Origin of the sequence: Brevibacillus choshinensis (assembly GCF_001420695.1) — a bacterium.
In the GTDB taxonomy this organism is placed as follows: Bacteria; Bacillota; Bacilli; order Brevibacillales; family Brevibacillaceae; genus Brevibacillus; species Brevibacillus choshinensis.
Genome location: NZ_LJJB01000013.1, coordinates 923,214 through 941,261, shown reverse-complemented (window position 1 = coordinate 941,261; position 18,048 = coordinate 923,214). Strand labels below are relative to the sequence as shown.

Annotated in this window: 13 protein-coding genes, 3 tRNA genes and 2 pseudogenes; 6 read left to right on the top strand and 12 right to left on the bottom strand. The window is 44.8% G+C overall.

All coding sequences use genetic code 11. The features are described 5' to 3' along the window. The first annotated feature begins 34 nt into the window (after window positions 1-34). Window positions 35-1,429, top strand: a complete 1,395-nt coding sequence (locus AN963_RS24735) for a D-serine ammonia-lyase (protein WP_055747185.1) — start codon at window positions 35-37, stop codon at window positions 1,427-1,429. A 391-nt stretch (window positions 1,430-1,820) separates the two neighbouring features. Then, window positions 1,821-2,255 (top strand): annotated as a pseudogene (locus AN963_RS24730) (IS110 family transposase); the annotation flags it as partial. 477 nt (window positions 2,256-2,732) lie between these two features. On the opposite strand, the pseudogene AN963_RS32600 reads toward AN963_RS24730, so the two are convergent. After that, window positions 2,733-2,909, bottom strand: a pseudogene (locus AN963_RS32600) (DUF6710 family protein); the annotation flags it as partial. A gap of 612 nt (window positions 2,910-3,521) precedes the next feature. After that, window positions 3,522-4,088 (bottom strand): hypothetical protein, encoded by a 567-nt coding sequence (locus tag AN963_RS24720; RefSeq protein WP_055747182.1) that lies wholly within the window; start codon window positions 4,086-4,088, stop codon window positions 3,522-3,524. Between the two features lie 589 nt (window positions 4,089-4,677). Between AN963_RS24720 and AN963_RS24715 the strand changes: the two genes are divergently transcribed. From AN963_RS24715 to AN963_RS24705, 3 genes are all read left to right on the top strand, one after another. Further along, window positions 4,678-5,031 carry an ASCH domain-containing protein gene (locus AN963_RS24715; protein WP_055747181.1) on the top strand — a complete coding sequence of 118 codons (354 nt, stop codon included), beginning with the start codon at window positions 4,678-4,680 and terminating at the stop codon, window positions 5,029-5,031. A 2-nt stretch (window positions 5,032-5,033) separates the two neighbouring features. Beyond that, a complete protein-coding gene (locus tag AN963_RS24710; RefSeq protein ID WP_152985725.1) occupies window positions 5,034-5,477 on the top strand; it encodes a DUF2269 family protein in 444 nt (147 codons plus the stop codon). A gap of 197 nt (window positions 5,478-5,674) precedes the next feature. After that, window positions 5,675-6,394, top strand: coding sequence for an oxygen-binding di-iron domain-containing protein (locus AN963_RS24705; protein WP_055747865.1), 720 nt, complete (start codon window positions 5,675-5,677; stop codon window positions 6,392-6,394). Between the two features lie 289 nt (window positions 6,395-6,683). On the opposite strand, the gene AN963_RS24700 is transcribed toward AN963_RS24705, so the two are convergent. From AN963_RS24700 to AN963_RS24670, 7 genes are all read right to left on the bottom strand, one after another. Next, window positions 6,684-6,830, bottom strand: a complete 147-nt coding sequence (locus AN963_RS24700) for a hypothetical protein (RefSeq protein WP_407922564.1) — start codon at window positions 6,828-6,830, stop codon at window positions 6,684-6,686. A 38-nt stretch (window positions 6,831-6,868) separates the two neighbouring features. Beyond that, a complete protein-coding gene (locus AN963_RS24695) occupies window positions 6,869-7,183 on the bottom strand; it encodes a YolD-like family protein (RefSeq protein WP_055747864.1) in 315 nt (104 codons plus the stop codon). Window positions 7,184-7,797: 614 nt separating this feature from the next. Then, window positions 7,798-8,691, bottom strand: coding sequence for an ABC transporter ATP-binding protein (locus AN963_RS24690; RefSeq protein ID WP_055747180.1), 894 nt, complete (start codon window positions 8,689-8,691; stop codon window positions 7,798-7,800). A gap of 4 nt (window positions 8,692-8,695) precedes the next feature. Beyond that, window positions 8,696-11,581 (bottom strand): ABC transporter permease, encoded by a 2,886-nt coding sequence (locus AN963_RS24685; RefSeq protein WP_236708129.1) that lies wholly within the window; start codon window positions 11,579-11,581, stop codon window positions 8,696-8,698. Between the two features lie 18 nt (window positions 11,582-11,599). Continuing rightward, entirely contained in the window at window positions 11,600-12,763 is a 1,164-nt protein-coding gene (locus tag AN963_RS24680; RefSeq protein ID WP_236708079.1) for an efflux RND transporter periplasmic adaptor subunit, read from the bottom strand. Next, on the bottom strand, window positions 12,741-13,433 hold the full coding sequence (locus tag AN963_RS24675; RefSeq protein ID WP_055747177.1) for an ABC transporter ATP-binding protein: 693 nt from the start codon (window positions 13,431-13,433) through the stop codon (window positions 12,741-12,743). The genes AN963_RS24680 and AN963_RS24675 overlap by 23 nt, the downstream gene beginning before the upstream one ends. 811 nt (window positions 13,434-14,244) lie before the next feature. Continuing rightward, a complete protein-coding gene (locus AN963_RS24670; RefSeq protein WP_055747176.1) occupies window positions 14,245-15,240 on the bottom strand; it encodes a spore germination protein in 996 nt (331 codons plus the stop codon). A 1,155-nt stretch (window positions 15,241-16,395) separates the two neighbouring features. On the opposite strand from AN963_RS24670, the gene AN963_RS24660 reads away from it, so the two are divergent. Then, window positions 16,396-17,589, top strand: a complete 1,194-nt coding sequence (locus AN963_RS24660) for a tyrosine-type recombinase/integrase (RefSeq protein ID WP_055747174.1) — start codon at window positions 16,396-16,398, stop codon at window positions 17,587-17,589. 116 nt (window positions 17,590-17,705) lie between these two features. Here AN963_RS24660 and AN963_RS24655 read toward each other — a convergent pair. The 3 genes from AN963_RS24655 to AN963_RS24645 all read right to left on the bottom strand — a co-directional run bounded on the left by AN963_RS24655 (window position 17,706) and on the right by AN963_RS24645 (window position 18,028). Beyond that, a tRNA-Gly gene (locus AN963_RS24655) sits at window positions 17,706-17,779 on the bottom strand. 34 nt (window positions 17,780-17,813) lie between these two features. Then, window positions 17,814-17,895 (bottom strand) — tRNA-Leu (locus tag AN963_RS24650). Window positions 17,896-17,943: 48 nt separating this feature from the next. After that, window positions 17,944-18,028, bottom strand: a tRNA-Tyr gene (locus AN963_RS24645). Window positions 18,029-18,048 lie beyond the last annotated feature (20 nt).

The following is an 18,048-nucleotide window of genomic DNA, read 5'->3' as shown; positions in this document are numbered from 1 at the left end:
CCAGGAAACATTCAAAGAAGAGAGGAAGTTATCGATGCCAACGGATCAGACAGTAGCAGGGAAATCGATTTTGCAATGGCAACTAGAATACCCGATATTACAAGATGTAGTGTCATTAAAAGAAGTTTTTTGGACAAATGCCAAGTATAAGGCATCAAGCATTGATACTCTTACCATTTGTGAAAAAGATGTAATGGATGCTGAGAACAGATGGAAACGATTTGCACCTTATCTTGCTGAGGTGTTTGAAGAAACCCGAAGTACGAACGGCATAATCGAATCTCCTTTCGTACCTATTCCCCATATGCATCGTTATCTTGAAAAAAAGTATCAGCAAGCACTTCCTGGGAAACTATGGTTAAAATGCGATAGCCACCTCCCTATTTCGGGATCGATTAAAGCAAGAGGTGGGATATATGAGGTTCTCAAGCATGCAGAGGATCTTTTGTTTAAGCATAAACTGTTAACAGCTCAGGATGATTACTCTATTTTAGATTCTAAGAAGTTCAAAGATTTTTTTTCGCAATATTCGATCGCAGTAGGATCTACCGGTAACCTAGGACTGAGTATTGGAGTAATTAGTGCAAAAATGGGTTTTAATGTGACTGTTCATATGTCAGAAGACGCAAAACATTGGAAAAAGGACTTGCTCAGAAAAAAAGGCGTTACTGTAATTGAGCATAGTTCAGATTATAGTAAAGCAGTTGAGGAAGGAAGAAAACAAGCAGAAACAGATCCAGACTGCTACTTTATTGATGACGAAAATTCAAAGCACCTATTTTTAGGGTACGCTGTAGCAGCTATTCGTTTAAAAAATCAGTTAGATGCAGCAGGCGTTATTGTAGATAATGACCATCCTTTATTTGTATATCTTCCGTGCGGTGTTGGTGGTGGTCCGGGAGGCGTTGCTTTTGGCTTAAAATTGATTTATAAGGAACATGTGCACTGCTTCTTTGCTGAACCAACCCACTCTCCATGCATGCTGCTTGGGTTGTTAACAGAATTACATGATCAAGTATCTGTTCAAGATTTTGGGATAGATAACAAGACTGACGCAGACGGTCTTGCAGTAGGGAGGCCTTCTCGATTTGTAGGTAAAGTAATTGAAAGCTTATTGAGTGGAATTTTTACAATTGATGATGAAGAATTATATATTTTACTACATGCTCTAAGTAACAGCGAAAATATTGACCTTGAACCTTCTGCATTAGCTGGAATGCTAGGAACCGTTAAACTGCATAATACAATAGTCGGTCAGGAGTATTTATCTGCAAATGCATTAGAAGAAAGGTTGGAAAATGGTACACATATTGTTTGGGCGACTGGAGGAAGCTTGGTTCCAAGAAAAATAATGGAAGGTTATTATAACAAAGGCTTACATTTATCAACAAAGAAAGATTCACTTTCACTTGCGAAATTCGATAGTTGAATATAAGAAGAAGCGGCCAAAGACCATGAACAATACAGTCTTGACCGCTTTTGTTGTTACTCCTATCTTAGCAGACGGGAAAATAAAGTCCAAGACTGCCGGTGTTTTGCTGTCACTATTTTACTCTCAAACCCTTCCTATTATGAGGTCAGCCAGTTTTTACTGGTTGACCTCTTTCATTTAAGAAGTCGTACCATTACGGTAGCCGGGTTAGAACGGTCGAACCCGTGGGAGTTCTCATCCCGTCGCTAAAACTGTTCACCCCCTACTTGTAGGAACCATGTTTAGGCTGGTTGGGACAAAAGAAGATCTCGCATCACTAGCGATGCTGTGGAACTGCAAGCAGTCATTAGGGGTTGCCGGCAATTAATCTTTGGAGAGGGAGCGATCTATGAATCCAGTCATTGGTCTGGATGTATCAAAAGGGCAAAGTCAAGGGCAAGTGTTTTTAGATAAAGGTCAACCTTACGGTAAGAGTTTCTCATTCCTTCATACCCAAGAAGGACTTCATTACCTTTTAAACTTGATTAACGATGTCACTAAACAAACAGCTCATTCACCCACTGTCATCTTAGAGTCTACTGGGCATTACCAGGCTGCTGTTGTTCAGTTTCTGGAGGAACACTCTATTATCTTCATTGTGGTGAATCCGCTTATCTCAAACCAAGCGAAAAAGGCTTCTTCTTTACGTAAGATTAAGACTGATGCAGTAGATGCCTATCAGCTCTGCGAGCTGTATTACAAGGAGGAGTTTGAGGCATATAAACAGAGAGGCGTACATTTCTTGAATCTTCGCCATCTCACGAGGCAGTTTGGATCCCTGACGTGCAAGAAGCCCTATCAGTAAAAACTTTCCTTTCGTAGCCATTGATTTTTCCACTTGCCAAATCCGATGGGGTAATTCTTATTATGCTGTGGATTCCTCCATTCTAGCAGAACCGTGTAGCGTTCACGAGCGGGCTTTCTCAGTCTCACAGTGGAAAGGTATAACAAACCAGGATGTGGAAGATATCCGTAACAAGTGTGGCCTGCGCAGCAGAAAGTTAAAGTTAACTGGGGATTGACCAAGGGGCTTCAGATAATTAATCTGAAGCCTGTGGTTTTTGATTCTTTAGCTTGTTTTCTCGTATACTAATAAGCGGATCAATTATGCCCACAAATCGTTTCGGTTTTTAACCCTGAAGAACTATATCAATGCTTTATTCTTTAATTCGCTTGTTTTCACGGTACATGAGACGCCCCTGAAACCGTAAGTTAATAGGTCTACTCTTCGGTTTTTGATGAGCATTTCTCTGACAATCGTTCAATATTTATCTGGAACACCATGATTATTCATCAGTCTTCCGACTTCGAAAATAACAGCAAATTCCACATTAATAACATCCGAAATGATATTATGATCTTCCTGTCTTATATAGTGAATGCCGTCTGACTGATAGATTTCACTAAGATCATATACATCCCTGACAATTATTTTCCCTTCTCCGTTTACGGCGGTCTATGACCAGGAAATTCCTGTGATTGGAGGATTTTCAGAGGTCTTGTAGATAAATTTTTTGATTCAGGAGATAAATATCGTGGGCATATTCATGTGGATCTTGGTATGGTTAAGGTAAGCACTCAACGGAAACGAGGTTTGAGAAATGGGTTATGAAATTACGATGAGCTGCTACAACCAGAACTGTTCTAATTCGTTTGCTGTCTTCATTATGGGAGCCGTGACGTTTGAAAGTGCAATTGACAATGCGAACACCCTAAATAATACAAGAACGGAGATTTGCCCAGCATGTGGCCATGTCATGGGATTCTTTGCTTCAAAAAAGGAAAAGTAAAACCCCCTGATAAATCTATCAGGGGATGGGAAGGCCTTAATCAATGGACTCACGCTGATGTAGCTGGTGTCTCGTCACTATTAATGGGGATGGCTTATCGATTACAGATACCACCAATTACAATTGCGGTCGGATTTTATCAATACTGTAGCAACGGATTCTTTCAATTAGTTTTAATTTCAATTTTTCTATGTTTCTTTACTTTATTCTCATAAATCATTTGAACACGAAAAATTGTTCCTATTCCTCTGTCAATTGAATCACGCCATATCTGTTTTCTCCCAAAGTGAATTAGACAAGAAAGTGCGACATCTATATGCACCGGTCTCCACCAATTGAATGCTGTAGGCATAAAAAAGGGACCTATCTATTTCATCTGTTAAAAGGGCAGCCGTATCATTGGGTAATAGAAGAACCCACTCTTCCCTCTTCCCAGTTGGCCTGTACATCATAGCAGAAGTCCGGAGAGCATTGGTCCTACTATTCTTAAAACGAAAGAACAAGTTAAAGACTTTAACGTCACGAACAATATGAATATGCCGTTTTTGTCGGCGTTTGGCGATCTTATAGGCTCCATTAACCTCAAACTTCGTTCTACGTGGGTAATGATAGTCTGTAATCGTATCACCATCGATTAGCTCCATATATAGCGCAAGTTTCTCTCGTACATTCTTTACATGAGCTTTTTCCAATTCATACTCTGAACTGGTTAATGACAAGTATAGGGGCAAATCACCTTCGACGACTTGGAAATCTACAAGCTCAATGTCTGTATCGTCTTCATCCACTTTAGGATCGATTATGTATTGGCCGCTAACCCTGGACAAACTATTCAACCCCTTATTATATTCTACTAGTATTCTACCATGCTCATGAAAGCGTTCGAAAGAAATGACAGCCAGTTTTGATCATCGTGATTCTAAATATAAAGATAGATTCTTCATGAATTGAGATGTCTCGCGCAGCTTATCTATTGTCTTTTGCAATTCATCTGGATATAAGTCGATCCCTAAGGAAGTAATCTGGTACGTGAGAACGTTTCGTTTGATGGGATGATCCCATTCTTATTGAGTGTATTGTATATTAGCTTTGCTACAATGGTTGGATACGTTTTGATGTTTGTTTTTATTCTGATGTTTTACGGCTTCGCACCTTGAGTACCTTTACTTAATTTCTCTTATGTTAAATGCGACCCAGTCTGAAGTTCTCTGCCCCCGTATCCCCCATTCCCTGCAACCGATTCGATTCAAGTGCCAACAAATCGCCACTATGAAATATCAGGCGACAATCGTCGGGAAGGCGTCATCATGACCGTTAAAGACTGACTCACCCGTCCAACCATACAGTCGTGTGCTTGTGCATTCATGGCTCGACTTATGATAAAGTGGTTTTGAAGAAAAAAGGAGGATGGCATGTATGCAAAATCAAATGGGTTCTGACGCTTTGCCGCCAAAAACCTGTACAATCGATCGTTTAATTACCGTGAAGCCGGATATCGAGAAAGTATTGTCGGGACAAAAAACCGCGACTCGGCGCAATGGACGCTACGCAGATGTTGGTGAAATCATGACGCTCGAAGGCCACGAATTTGTAATAGACAAGGTCTATTCACAGTCGCTCGGGGAATTAACGGATGATAATGCCAAGCAAGAGGGATATTCAAATGTAGAGGAATATAAGCAATCCATTCTATCATATCATCCAGGGATGCCTTGGCTGCCGCAAATGCGAGTGTGGGTCCATGAATTTAGCCCGGACAAGAAAAAATAACGGTGGGCATTTTATTATATAAGGCGATTCTTTATCTACATATTCTCAGTGCCATGATGTCCATTGGCCCGTTTTTTGTTCTGCTACCCATGATGAAAAGATTGCGAGAGGCTGACCTCACCAAACAACAAGCCTATCTGGATACATTCAGGTCTACCACACGTTTGGCGAAGCATGCCGGTCATGTTTTGGTCATATCCGGGGTATTGCTTGTCATGGGTGGGTATTGGTCATGGAAGTCGTCCTGGATCGTGATGACCGTATTGATCCTGGTAAGCTCCTTGTATTTCCTGGCACGCGCATTTTCGCCGAAGATACGGAAGTTTAATGAAACTGGCCAGGACAAGGATAAATTGGTGCAGTCGCTTACTCGTTCGATCTGGATCTATTTGTTCCTTTTGCTGGCCATGTTATGGTTCATGGTGGTGAAGCCTGAGGTATGGTAGAGATGATCGCCCTTCACTTCGACGAGATGGCCTCCTAACTGTGCTTATCGGGCGATTTATCGAGCGTAGAAAAGAGGAAAGTTTACCCTCATAAGTGAATAGATTTTTTCATGGGGGCAGACCGACGAGAGCAGCAGGCTGCCATCCTATGTGATTGCCCTTCTTGTAAAATAAGGAAGATAAGGGATGGAGATGAAGTGGCGCGAATTGATGAGATTGCCCCGGACATTTACCGTATTTCCTTGTTTAATGCCGAAGCTGGAATGCAGTTCAATCACTTTTTGATTAGGGATGAGGAGCCGCTGTTATATCACGCTGGGTACAAAGCAATGTTTCCCATTCTGAAGGAAGCTATTAGTAAACTGATTGACCCAGCTCAATTGAAATGGGTGGGTTTTAGTCACTTCGAATCGGACGAATGCGGAGCTCTTAATGAATGGCTTTCCATTGCACAGCAGGCTCAAGCAGTTACTGGAATTGTTGGCGCTATGGTAAATGTAAACGATTTTGCCATTCGCCCCGCTAGAATATTACAGGACAAAGAAATTCTATGTACAGGAAAGAAAAGTCTTCGGTATTTACGGACCCCTCACGTGCCTCATGGTTGGGATGCCGGATTATTTTTTGAAGAGACCGACAAGACATTGTTTACTTCGGATTTGTTCCATCAGAATGGCGACGTAGAGGCTATTACTCAAACCAGCCTGTCAGACCGTTGCAGCGAACTTCTAAAAGGGATGCAACAGAGTCCGTTTTCGGAGTATATTCCTTATACCCGTCATGTAGACAGTATTTTATGTGAATTAGCCGACTATGAACCAAAGACGCTAGCAGTCATGCATGGATCTTCCTATTCTGGCAATGGCAAGAAGGCAATACACGAGCTTGCCGGAGTATGGAAAGAAGTGCTTAGTTGAGTTGTATTTGAAATACCCCGCCCGTTTCCTGAAATGAGCGGGGTATTTTTAAGTCCATTAAAAATTGCGTTACAGACCGCGCAGTGAACCATTTCACATATATGGTAAAGCGTAGAAGGTTGATTAGGCTAACGGGTTCGTTAGTTGAATATCCAACTTCGGCAGCAAGGAAAGACTGCGTTCTTTTTCTTGCTGCCGCTCATTGTGTTTAATACGTAAGCTTTTACCCGTAGCTAACCTTCCTCGTCGTTTACTACATAAACCAGTCTCGTACGCGAGTCCAGAACTGTTATCCGTCCCCGAACCTTCTCGCCTTCACCCAGACCGACAGAGCCCTTTCGTCTCCATCTTCCTTAGCCTCAAGCAGTTGATTTCCAAGTTTCTCAAGTTCAAACTCATCCCTAGTTGGCCTTTTTGGTACAGATGCTTTTGCCACGTTCATTTCCCCTTAGCTTGAAACTGCAGAGATTTTTTCTAAAGAATCCACTGCCACTCCTCGTCGTTTACCAATTTGATTCGCCGGCCATTTTGGTCGATCCATTTCACCGTACCCCACATGCTGCAGGACTTGCCCAACTCCCCTTTTACAGACTGCCACCATGTTACGGTAATGGCATAATCCTCTCGAGCAGAATCTCGGATCAGGTATTGCATCGATTCCATCTCATCTTGCTCAGGCACCGGCTGCTGGATCAGCTTCTCGTCCTCTTTAATCTGGAGGTATAACTCGCGTTGCTCAGGCAATACGAAACGGCTTGCTGCAAAAACGTTCGCTATCTTGCTCGCCATGCTCCCGCTCCCTTCCTTTCCCACGCTTCCAGGACTGTCATGACATCTGGTTGTGATCGCTGCCATTCAATGTACTCTTCATTAGCAAGTACCTCTAACACTGTCATCATGCCACCTCTGTTACGACCAGTCTTGATGCATAATTCTTCCACCGTTGGAGTCCTACGCCTCCCAGCTGAGTAGTTAGCGATCACCCTCAGGACTTTTCGTTCGATATCAGACAACAAGTGAACCACCGCCAGTTGAAAATCCACTAAATAAATAAGAACATTTGTTCTGCATCATATCCCATCAACGTACTTACACGCAAATAAATAGTACCTCACGCATGAGTGAAACTTTAGATTGCAGTCTAATGAAACACCAACGGAGGTAGGCGAAATGTTAATCAATAGTTTTGATTTTTGTAACGGATGAATCCAAAAACACCGTTAAACGACTGAACTAATTCGGGTCTTCATCAACAAACCCTTAAGGAAATCTAGGGGGTCTTTATTTACGGCTCTAAGTTTTTCTTCAACTGTAAAAGTTCTACGTATATTCCCCATAATAAAATCCCTCCCAAGTAAACAGTAAAGGGAGTCCTTTTAACTGTCTACTCAGAAGGGATAATATCACATTCGCGTGTCTGTTTTTATTGAGGATACAGGCGCCATCAGGATGATTCGATCTTCTTCCAGCTCTATTCGCAGCTTGCCGTCCGCCTGGATCGCCTGGAGGTACTCCATTGGGATCTGCAGCCTCCCCGCATGATCGAGCACCGCCAATTCCTCATGAGTGTCCGCGTTAGCTTCCTCATCCCAAGAATCGGAAGAGTCTTCTTCCGTTCCTTTTCGCCGCAACAGCTCGCTGGACGTTTTCCCGTCCCGAATCGCTACGACGCGATCCACTTTGCGCGCCAGCTCCAAGTCGTGAGTCACGATGACGACGGTTAGCCCGAACGAACGGTTCAGCTCTTGAAACAAATCAAGGATCATGGCTGCCGTTCGAGTGTCTACACTGCCAGTCGGCTCATCTGCCAAAAGCAGCTTGGGCTCGTTCGCCAAAGCGATCGCGATGGCTACCCGCTGCTGCTCCCCGCCGGACAGTTCGCTCAGCTTGTTCTTTTTTCGGTGGCCCAGACCCACCAGTTCCAACAACTCGTGGGCGCGCTCCCTTTTTCGCTTGCCCCGCAAAAGCATCGGCATCTCCACATTTTGCAGCGCTGATAGATAGGGGATCAGATTGCGGGCGTTGTTCTGCCAGACAAAGCCTACCGTCTGCAAGCGATACTGAACCAGCTCTGAAGTCGTCAATCGAAACAAATCAGCTCCCGCGACGGAAAGTTTTCCTGCCGAGGGACGGTCCAGACCTCCTAGCATGTTCAAAAGCGTTGATTTGCCGCTGCCACTATTCCCGATGATCCCCATCAGCTCTCCGGTCTCTACACGCAGATCCAACCCTTGCAGCGCCACCACTTCCAGATCATTTGCCTTGTAGATTTTGACCAAATTTTCGCATACGATCATCTGATTAGTCCTCCCCCAGCTTTACGGCTTGATGGATCTGCATCCGTGACAGCAGGATACCGACGATCCCGATTCCGATAACCAGTGTCACAGCAATGAAATTATAAATGATTTGTTCATCTTGCGGCATGGAAATGACGGCAAAGGGAGGCACTTGCTTATCGGCATGCAAATAGAGACTGAGTGCAGGTAAAAACAGGCTATTTGCTAGCTTGCCCGCTGTCATTCCAATCGCAAAAGCGACGCCAAACGTCAAGAGCTGTTCCCAGGCGAGTATGGCAAGAAGCTGTCCGAACGGCATTCCCATTGCGCGGAACACGCCGTATTGCAATTTTCTGGCTCCAAGCGTAAGCACCCAGTACATCACGTAGCCGATAAAGGTGACCAGCATAGAAAGCAGGAACCCAAGCGTCAGCGAGCCGTTCAGCCCCAAATAAAATGCGCTGTTTTTCACCTGAATTACTTGCTGTCTGGCATTATCCAGCATGGCGAGCTTGACTCCCCCTTTTGTCAGACCCTTGTAAAGCGATTCAGAAGACGATCCCTCTTTCATTTTGATCCAAACCTCATACGGCTCCAGGCGAATCTTGTCTTGCACGAACGGTAGATTGGCGACAGCCAAGTACTGTTCTTCCATGCTGCTTCCGTATGTGCATTTTACAGGCGCAGGATTCCATCCCGGCCAGTAGTCCACGATGGCATACACAATCATCTCAACCCTGCGTGAATCTCCCCATCCGAGCAAGATGGTTTGTCCCTCCACCACATGCAGCTTGTCAGCGAGGCTACGAGACAGCAATATGGCACGGGGTTCTTTTGCCAGCAAATTCAAATACTCATGAAAGTGATGCGGCAGCAGGCCAGACTTCAGCCAAGCGGTCTCGGCGAACTCTTTGGGATCGATCCCCATCAAGGAAATGTCAGACACAGGAGCTCCTCGAAAAGAAGCCTCCGTCAGCCCGTTCACATAGACTTTCGTTGCATGCTCAACTTCGGGCAGGCCGCTGTACAAGTCAAAATCCGGCTCTACATACTGAACGGGAGGAGCTACAGGCTCTTTTTCCACTTCCACCCCCTCCCCTTCTTCTGCAACATTATTTCCTCGCCGAAAGACCGTTACTTCCGGCTTGTCGCTCTTCCACTCCGCCTTCAAACGAATATCCGCGCCAGTTTGGTAACGGATTCTCTCCTCCGCATTTTGATTGATCGTCCGTGCCGTGCTTGCGCTGAACATCCCTACGGCGATCGTAATCGTCACAAACAGCATGAGAAAATGATATTGCCGTGGAGCCCTCCCTACCTGAATCAGCGTCGTATGCAAAGAAAGCGGGAAGAAGGAGCGTCCTGCCCAAGACACCAGTCGCAGGATCCACGGATACAATCGGAGAAGAAGCAGGCCAAAACCAAGCGAAAACAGAACTGGCACAAAAAAGAGGAGGAAATCGATCGACATGGCCGAAGCCCCTTCGCCCGTTTTTGCTGCGTTTTCAGCGGCATTTTGATAGGAATACCACCCATACCACGAGATCGCAAGCAGCAGCACGTCGAGAAACAGCCGATGCCAAATGGGTCGTCCACTCATTCTCGCCATGTTTTGTTTGTACGTGACGATATTTTGCTTGGTTGCCAGAAAAACAGACATCAAAAGGAGTGCGATACAGGCGAGCACCGTCCACGCAGCATACACGAAGACTTCGCGGCTTATGGTGACATCCAGACCTTTGCGATCGACGAATTCGAGAAATCCATTCGAGATGCCAAGTATCTTGCTAAGCTGTATCCCCACAAATGGACCGATCAGAAAGGCGCACAAACCCAGAATGGCGATCTCCATGAAATAAATGAAAAAAATCTGCATTCTGCTGGCTCCCCTGCTGCCCAGCACTGCGATTTCCGTTCGCTGCCTTTCCACAATTAATCCCGAAACCATCACGAGATAAAGGCTCAGCATAATGAAAATGGGGATGTAGAGCGACCAGAGAATGATTTTAAATTGCTTCGCTTGCTCATTGTACTTGCCTATGAGACTGGCCGCCGGAAACTGAACGTTGAACTCCGCTTTTTTCAATCCGTGATGTTGCAGCTGCCCTTCGATCCCGGCCACGACTGAAATTAGCCTCTCTGTATCGCTTATCCGAAACGATTGGTAGTGAAAGGCCGTATACATCTGGGCTGAAATGACCAGATTTTTCTCTTCCAAAAACGCGCTCCGAAAAAGCCGTTCGTCCAATACGAAGCCTTTTGAGTATTCACTGTTCGTAACAAACCAATAAGGATCGTTCCCCTCTTTTTCCTTGAAAACGCCGACCGGCTTGATTCGCACCTTGAGTCCTTCTGCTTTGTCCGTGGTCAGCTCATAAAGGCTGCCCAGTACCATCCGCCGATCCTTTAGCGCTTTTTCCGTCACCAACGCTTCGTATACGCCATCGACGGAGGTTGCAGCAGGTATGCGGCCGTCGACAAGCGTCATGTGCTGCTCCAGAGCGCTCAGGGAATAGAGCGGCGTACTCTCGGAACCGGCCGGGCTCTTCGTCAGTAAGTTTTGCTGGATGACGTCAAACGGGATTGTCCGCAAAATGGTCACTTTTTCATACACAGGTACACCCAGCGGAGCAATCACTTCGTTTTGCAGGTGAGCGGCCATTTCGTCAACAAGAACCGCACTATTCTTCCCTAGCTTGTTCTGATTGACCGAGATCAGCAAACCGCCGGGGAAGTGCTTCACATTCTTTTGGTATTCCTCCAGATCCTTTGTCAACAAGCGTTGGAGTACCCCTGACGTGAACGCGGGTATGCTCGATACCAGTCCGACAGCAACGATCAGCCCGAACAGCAAGCTGCCGACCAGCCAGCGGTTATTCATCATTTTCCGCAGGATCATTTGCAGCATCGCCACGACATTGTCCTCCTATTCCAAAATAACCAGTTGGCCTGCCGAAAGGCCTTTGCGAATCTCAACCTCCGTCTGGTTCATGATACCGGTCTCCACGTCCACTTCCTTCTTGCTATTCCCGTCGAGCACCCGAACGTACTTCCTGCCCGATATTTCATGAAGCGCTTTTCGCGGTATAATCAGCGCCTGATCCTGCTTGTCCAAAACCACTTCGATGCTGACCCCTGTCCCGATTTCCAAGCCCTTCGGGGGGATTTTCGGTGAGATGAGCAGACTTCTCTGATACAGCTTAGTCAAATCCTCGGGTAAATTGGATGGGACATGCAGCGGTGTCTGAACCACCGTCCCCTCGCCATTTTCGCCGCCATTGCCCGAGAGAATGACTTTCATCCCTTCCTTAACGTCTTGCAGAGCCTCTTTCTCGGGAGCGATATACATCACGAACAGCTTGTTCGGATCGCCTATGGTTATCAGCGTTTGATGCGCGTCCACCTCATCCCCCACCTGCTCGTTGCTGACGAAAAGCACGATTCCGTCAAAAGGCGAGATCAGCTTGGTCTGGGTCCAACGATTTTGCAGGTTGTCCAGGTCCATCTGTTTTTGCTTCACGTTCAGCCTGGCACGCTCAACCACGTACTGGCGCTGCTTGGGATCCTGCAATTTCGCCAAGTCCAGCAGAGCCTTGTCCCATTCGATCTTGGCCAGCTTGGTCTCGTTTGCCTTGGCATTCATCTCTGCCTTCGAAACGTCCAGCTTGGCAGATTCGACTTCGTAGTAATTATCCCGCTGGGCATCAAGCAGCTCCAGCTTTGCCTTCTCCACTTCATACCGGGCCGACTCGATCTCCCTCTCCAGGTCAGCCGCATCCAATTCAGCGAGTAATTGTCCTTTTTTCACCTGATCGCCGCTTTGGACAGAGAACGACTTCAGACGAAGTTCCTTCGTCTCCGGGAAAGAAAGCTCCGCCGTATTCACGGTCGTGAAGGAGCCGTTTCCCTTCACGCTTTTCACAATCGTCCCTTGCAAAACTTCTGCCACCTCGTATTTGATGGGTGACGGCTCCACTAATGGCGGTGCCAGAACCACCTCTTCCTTAGGAAATAGGGAACAGCCCGTCAACATAAGGGAAACGGTCAAGTACGCCCATTTTATTTTCCTATGGCGCCGTATAGCGTTCATCCTTGATACGACCGTCCTCCAATTCATAGACATCGTCCGCCACCTCCATTACACCAGGATCATGCGTCGTCATGACAATACTCATTTCACCTTCATCCACCAGATGGCGAAACAGACGGCTAATTTGCAGACCCGTTTTACTATCCAACTCAGCTGTCGGCTCATCCGCCAAAAGTAGTGTCGGCCTGCTCGCAACGGCTCTGGCAATCGCACAGCGCTGCTGTTCTCCACCGGACATCTCAAATGGACGATGATGCGCCCGTTTAGATAGCCCTACGCAATCAAGCGATTCGCGAACACGCTCCCTCCATTCTGCAGCAGGCACTCCTGACAGACGCAGTCCAAACACGACGTTTTCAGCGGCTGACATCAGCGGAATCAAGCCAAACGACTGAAAGATAAATCCCATGTTCTTTTGCCTGATCCTCGTTCGCTCACGATCCGATAGCTGGCCGATTTCTCGTCCCTGAAAGTACACGCTTCCAGCCGTCGGACGATCGAGACCGCCCAAAAGGTTTAAAAGAGTCGTTTTTCCTGATCCTGATCTGCCCTTTAATACGAGCAATCGCCCTGACTCCACGCGCATTTCTACGCCCTGTAGCGCTCTGACGGCAGCTGCCCCTCGACCAAACGTGCGTTCTACGCTTTTTGTCTCTGCAATGAACGACAAAATGACACCCCCGAAAATATGTCTGAAAAGTATGAGTTTTATTAATAGTAACTGAAAATACATCCATTGTTTCATAAAATTGGAATAAACTAATATAAACGAAAATAAATCGCTCGTCATGAATTCCGAGATAGTCAGTGACAGTTCAGTTTTTCCACATGTCTGCAAATCCTAGGATGGTTGGATTTAGGACCTGTAGGATGTTTAATATTCAGCTCCTCAGCTATAGAGAGAGTTTCTTCGATGCGGAGGAGGGGGAACTGCTCACGTATATCAGTAACAATATCCGACCATACAAGAATGAAAGGTAGGAGCATTCAAGTTCTGAATGGACGTAGTGAATTCGATTGTTTTCCAGCAGTGGATACGAGTAGCTCGACCAGAAGACTTAGCTTAAGGAATTGAGGGCATGGGGAAATCAAAAAGGCAGGATCTCTCCCGCCATCTCAAAAATACAAAATATTAAACTAATAAGGTAAAAAGCCAATGTAGTGTCTTTATTAATCCAATAACTCCAATTCCGATCGACATCAGTTTTCTGACTCTCATACGTACGTATGTTCCGGAAAAATAAGTTGTAGACTGGGCGGTTAAACGGCAATTCATCGAGTTTAGCGTGCTATACAAGTCCAAATGATTTGATTCGTCCATTGATGTATCGATCCTCCGGTTTGGCATCAGGGCCGCGCCTCATATAAACAAATCCTGAATAACCACCAAAAAACCTTCGACCTCACACCTACGTATCTTTAGTTTAAGGCTACGAGAATTCATTTTAATCTATGGTTGTGATCGATCAGATCATGGGTGATTAGACTGAAAATAAGATCAAATTGGAAGGAAGAATTTCGGGATGAAAGCCGACAACGGCAATATAAAGAGCAGGTACTAGAAAAGAGGTGATAAAGCTAATCAAGCGAATCAATCGGACGAACGACCCGACAACCCACCTGATTTGATAATCATCTGGGCTTTGATAAAAAGCAAAGAAAGTCACAGGCAAAATCAACGCAGACGGATCTTCGTTAGATAAGATAACAACACGGCCTTCCATGAGATGAGCTACTGCCCGATCCGGTCTTTCCGTAAATAAGATTTGCGGAAAAAGAGAAAATGGGTTGTCTTCTATCAGTTCGGCAATAAATCCAGGTGAGAAGATGGTGTCCATCGCAATGGAACCAAGTCTCGAATCTACCTCTTTAACCAGATCCGGATTGGCCAGATCCTGCATATATAGAAGGGCCAATTTTGCTTTTGCTTCCTTTCCGACCTGGTAATAGCGAGTGACCAGGTTCGGATTTTCAATACGCTTTCGTACCAGATACAGATTCGTGATGAGGTGCTCAATAAAGCCTTCATGAGCGCCGCGAACAACTGCTTCGTTCACCGGCTCCGTGATACTCCGTTTATAACTTGCCGCGACTCCGATTACAAAAGCTTCTGCTGAGCCATCAAATAACAATATTCCTTTTCCTTGAACTAAAGCCTCGGGCAACTCGCTGAGATCAGATTTCCTCTCAAACTCCATAGAAGATATGATTTCTTCCACGATTCCTTCTTTCTTTTCTTCTATAGGTTGAATAATCTCTTTTTGGATTCTTTGTTGATCAGTAAGAGATTCTAAAAATACTAAGAGTCCTTCCATTTGATTAAACTTAATGCTCCGCCACTTCAAATCACTTGAATGAAACAGCTGACTTTGAATGTATTCCTTATTTTTCTGCAAGGAAGGAAACAGGTCTATTAGCATGGGCTGTCCTTTTACTGCACGGTTTTTCGATTTCCATTTCCCTAAAAGATCGTTCATTTTCCTTCACCTTGGTTCAACCTAATTTCCATTAATGTAACCAATAAAATGATCATTATCCATAAAATCCCTTCCTCTTCATATTTGACGGAACTCTCAGCTAGACAAGATCTAGTTACTTTGTGTTGGACGACAAGGTTTGAGACCAAAGCTAAATTATATTGAGGGTTTCATACATAACTGGACAAGTTATTTCGGAACTTCGTATTCCTACTTGTTGCTAAGATTATGGTTAAAGCGTTTCCTTCTCCCCTTATTTCTGATCTCCACTTCTGTCCCGCTTTTAACATTCGGACAAAACACAGCTTCCCAGTTTCAATCCCCGTTTTTCATCACGATTGGTACTGTGAATGTCACTTGGCTAATGTTTGACCGGATCACTATGTACTTCATGATTAGTTTAATCTGCTTCGTTTTACTTTTTTTATCACTGGTGATGTGGAAGACGACAATGCTAATTCGGAGGGGCTTTCCATTGTAGAGAAGTAGTGAATTGAATAAATTAAATTGTATGGCACTCAATATGAGCGGTTTATATATAGCATTAGATGTCAAACATAACTACCAAGGACGGAACCCATAACTCCCCCGGACGCACCAATAATTATCGGACCGACTCTATAACTCTCGTTTTCCCATTCCAGAATATGTATTATGTAAACAACAAAAAAACATACGTACCAATAACTGATGGGTCTTGGTTCCGATGATCTACATTATCAGGAAGCTGTTTTGCAAAAGTTCCTGATAATCATCAGGTACATCCGGAAAAGTTTCGGTCCCATTCGAAAACGCATCGTGGACGCTCCATTATTTTCGACACACCTTTCCGACGAGGCTGTAACATTCACGTGATAATCCTTACTATGAGGATATCCGTACGTTACAGGAACTTCTTAGCCATAAAAGCTTAGTGACTACATTCATTTACACCCCTGCCGACCTGGAACAAAAGAAACAAGCGATTGACTCGCTGCGATTTGACCTGCAAACCAAAATCTCCCCTCTAGGATAAATTGAGAGGAGGTTTTTTATTGTATTCCAAACCACGTGTCCTAGTAGAAATATGGATCTCCAATAAACGTCAGAAGTATCCGACAATATCAATTTGGACATAATTAGAATATATTTTTTATTTTTTGGAGGTGACAGTGTGTGGCAAGTATTCAAAAACGTGGTGACAACTCTTATTTACTCGTTGTTGAATCTGGCTATTCTGCTAATGGAAAGCGCCTTAAGCGTACAAAAACAATTCGTATTACTGAAAAACTTACACCCAAGAAACTGAAAGAACATCTCGAACTCGAATTAACAAAATTTAAGATTGATGTTGAATCCGGTGAATATATCTCGCCTGAAAAAATGCTGTTCTCCGAATTCGTAGAGAAAGAATGGACTAAAAAGTTTGCCGAAAAAGAACTCAGTCCTCTTACTTTAATAACTTACTTGGTCCATTTAAAAACTCATATCAATCCTGTGTTTGGCCATCTACAGTTGAGCCAGATAAAAACCATTCATGTTGTAAGCTTTATCAATGAATTAGAAAAGTCCCGCAAGGATGGCAAAGGAGATACTTTATCCGCTTCTACTGTCTTGTATATTTATAAGGTATTAAAATCCGTCTTAGATAGAGCTACTGATTGGCGCCTTATAAATAGGAACCCAATGGATGATACAAAGCAGCCTAAGATTGAAAGGCGCAAGATGAAGTTTTATGAAGAAAACGAGGTACGAGATGTTATTGCTGCTCTATACGAAGAACCAACCCACTGGAGGCTGTATTTTCTTGGAGCCATGCTCGGTGGGTATAGACGAGGTGAGCTTCTGGCACTCGAGTGGGATGATGTTAATTTCATTGAAAACACTTTCTCACTTCAGAAAAGTATTTCTCTTACTGAAGATGGCAAAGCAGTCGTAAAAAAACCGAAGACCGAAGAATCTGAGCGCATCGTTGTCATGCCAGATTGGTACATACGGGAATTAAAAGATTATTACAACGAATGGAAAAAGGTGCAACAGCAATGTGGGGATCAATGGACGGCCGGGAATCGACAATACGTCTTTCACAATGGAATAGGAAAACCTTACTATCACACTACTCCTACCGCAACATGGCATACATTTATAAAGCGTCACGGGTTGAAACATATTAGGTTACATGATTTGCGCCACACTGCTGCTACCTTACTTATTGATGCTGGAGTGGGACTAAAAGCTATCCAGGAAAGATTGGGTCATACAAAGCATCAAACTACTGCTGACTTATACGCTCATGTAACCAAAAAGGTTAGTCGGGAAGCAGCTGAGAAATTAGACAAATTTGATCCGCGGGGACCAGGGGCAGAATAATAGTACCCGTCAACAATACGTCAACAAGTGCCTTAAGATCCACTTAGAAACTAATTGAATATAATCGTTTAAAAACAAAAAAACCTTGATTTCTCAAGGTTTTTTGACATTCTGTATGGAGCGGGTGATGGGAATCGAACCCACGCCGCTAGCTTGGGAAGCTAGAGTTCTACCATTGAACTACACCCGCAAAACGGGAACTCTGCTTTTCGTTATGTAAGTAGTGGTGCCGGTGAAGGGACTTGAACCCCCACGGTTTCCCTCACGATTTTGAGTCGCGCGCGTCTGCCATTCCGCCACACCGGCATGTTCAATCTGTAAATCTATGATAGCACATCACTGATAGAAAATCAATGGTGGGGAGAGACGGATTCGAACCGCCGAACCCAGAGGGAGCAGATTTACAGTCTGCCGCGTTTAGCCACTTCGCTATCTCCCCGTATGTGCTCTATTCGCCTG